Below are 2,790 nucleotides of genomic sequence, written 5' to 3' on the forward strand. Positions count from 1 at the left end.
AACCCACCCGCTATAAGGCGGGTATCATAAACTGAATACATAGGTTTATGAGGCGAACGAGGGGAAGTGAAACATCTCAGTACCCTTAGGAAAAGAAATCAATTGAGATTCCCTCAGTAGCGGCGAGCGAACGGGGAAAAGCCCATTAAGTTATCTAAGCTTTAGTGGAACGCTCTGGGAAGTGCGACCATAGTAGGTGATAGTCCTGTACGCGAAAGGGCTTAGATAATGATGTCGAGTAGGGCGAGGCACGTGAAACCTTGTCTGAATATGGGGGGACCATCCTCCAAGGCTAAATACTCCTGACTGACCGATAGTGAACCAGTACCGTGAGGGAAAGGCGAAAAGAACCCCTGTGAGGGGAGTGAAATAGATCCTGAAACCGCATGCATACAAGCAGTGGGAGCCAACTTGTTTGGTGACTGCGTACCTTTTGTATAATGGGTCAGCGACTTACATTCAGTAGCAAGGTTAACCGATTAGGGGAGCCGTAGAGAAATCGAGTCTTAATAGGGCGTTTAGTTGCTGGGTGTAGACCCGAAACCGGGTGATCTATCCATGAGCAGGTTGAAGGTTGGGTAACACTAACTGGAGGACCGAACCCACTGTCGTTGAAAAGCCAGGGGATGACTTGTGGATAGGGGTGAAAGGCTAATCAAACTCGGTGATAGCTGGTTCTCCCCGAAAGCTATTTAGGTAGCGCCTCGGACGAATACCATTGGGGGTAGAGCACTGTTTCGGCTAGGGGGTCATCCCGACTTACCAAACCGATGCAAACTCCGAATACCAATGAGTACTATCCGGGAGACAGACTGCGGGTGCTAACGTCCGTAGTCAAGAGGAAAACAATCCAGACCGCCAGCTAAGGCCCCAAAATTATAGTTAAGTGGGAAACGATGTGGGAAGGCATAGACAGCTAGGAGGTTGGCTTAGAAGCAGCCACCCTTTAAAGAAAGCGTAATAGCTCACTAGTCGAGTCGGCCTGCGCGGAAGATGTAACGGGGCTAAAACTATATGCCGAAGCTGCGGATTTACACATTAGTGTAAGTGGTAGGGGAGCGTTCTGTAAGCCGATGAAGGTGGATTGAGAAGTCTGCTGGAGGTATCAGAAGTGCGAATGCTGACGTGAGTAACGACAAAACGGGTGAAAAACCCGTTCGCTGAAAGACCAAGGGTTCCAGTCCAACGTTAATCGGGGCTGGGTGAGTCGACCCCTAAGGCGAGGCCGAGAGGCGTAGTCGATGGGAAATTGGTTAATATTCCAATACTTCAGTGTAATGCGATGAGAGGACGGAGAAGGTTAAGTCAGCCTGGCGTTGGTTGTCCAGGTGAAAGGAAGTAGGCATGTATCTTAGGCAAATCCGGGGTACTCTATGCTGAGATCTGACAGCAAGCTGTACTTGTACAGTGAAGTGGCTGATACCATACTTCCAGGAAAAGTCTCTAAGCTTCAGTTACACTGGAATCGTACCCGAAACCGACACAGGTGGTCAGGTCGAGTAGACCAAAGCGCTTGAGAGAACTCTGCTGAAGGAACTAGGCAAAATGGTACCGTAACTTCGGGAGAAGGTACGCTGCTTTTGGTGATGGAACTTGCTTCCTGAGCTGAGAGCAGCCACAGAAACCAGGCCCCTGCAACTGTTTATTAAAAACATAGCACTCTGCAAACACGAAAGTGGACGTATAGGGTGTGATGCCTGCCCGGTGCTGGAAGGTTAATTGATGGGGTTAGCGTAAGCGAAGCTCTTGATCGAAGCCCCAGTAAACGGCGGCCGTAACTATAACGGTCCTAAGGTAGCGAAATTCCTTGTCGGGTAAGTTCCGACCTGCACGAATGGCATAATGATGGGGGCGCTGTCTCCAGCAGAGGCTCAGTGAAATCGAAATCGCCGTGAAGATGCGGTGTACCCGCGGCTAGACGGAAAGACCCCGTGAACCTTTACTGCAGCTTGACATTGAACTTTGATCTTACTTGTGTAGGATAGGTGGGAGGCTTTGAAACCGAGACGCTAGTTTCGGTGGAGCCAATCTTGAAATACCACCCTGGTAATATTGAGGTTCTAACTCTGCTCCATTATCTGGAGCGAGGACCATGTCTGGTGGGTAGTTTGACTGGGGCGGTCTCCTCCTAAAGAGTAACGGAGGAGTACGAAGGTGCGCTCAGCGTGGTCGGAAATCACGCGTAGAGTATAAAGGCAAAAGCGCGCTTAACTGCGAGACCCACAAGTCGAGCAGGTACGAAAGTAGGTCTTAGTGATCCGGTGGTTCTGTATGGAAGGGCCATCGCTCAACGGATAAAAGGTACTCTGGGGATAACAGGCTGATACCGCCCAAGAGTTCATATCGACGGCGGTGTTTGGCACCTCGATGTCGGCTCATCTCATCCTGGGGCTGAAGCAGGTCCCAAGGGTATGGCTGTTCGCCATTTAAAGAGGTACGCGAGCTGGGTTTAGAACGTCGTGAGACAGTTCGGTCCCTATCTACCGTGGGCGCTGGAAATTTGAGAGGATCTGCTCCTAGTACGAGAGGACCAGAGTGGACGAACCTCTGGTGTACCGGTTGTGACGCCAGTCGCATCGCCGGGTAGCTATGTTCGGAAGGGATAACCGCTGAAAGCATCTAAGCGGGAAGCCTACCTCAAGATAAGATTTCCCTTGGACTTTATGTCCACTAAAGAGCCGTTGAAGACTACGACGTTGATAGGTTGGATGTGGAAGTGCGGTGACGCATGAAGCTGACCAATACTAATTGCTCGTGAGGCTTGACTATACAACACCCAAACAGTTGTAT

Annotated in this window: 1 rRNA gene; it reads left to right on the forward strand. The window is 50.4% G+C overall.

Features of this window, described 5'->3' with window-relative positions:
- A 23S ribosomal RNA gene (locus FTU64_RS16155) occupies positions 1-2,769 on the forward strand; the annotation flags it as partial.
- Positions 2,770-2,790 lie beyond the last annotated feature (21 nt).

Origin of the sequence: Acinetobacter sp. YH12128, from assembly GCF_013418655.1 — a bacterium.
GTDB lineage: Bacteria > Pseudomonadota > Gammaproteobacteria > Pseudomonadales > Moraxellaceae > Acinetobacter > Acinetobacter amyesii.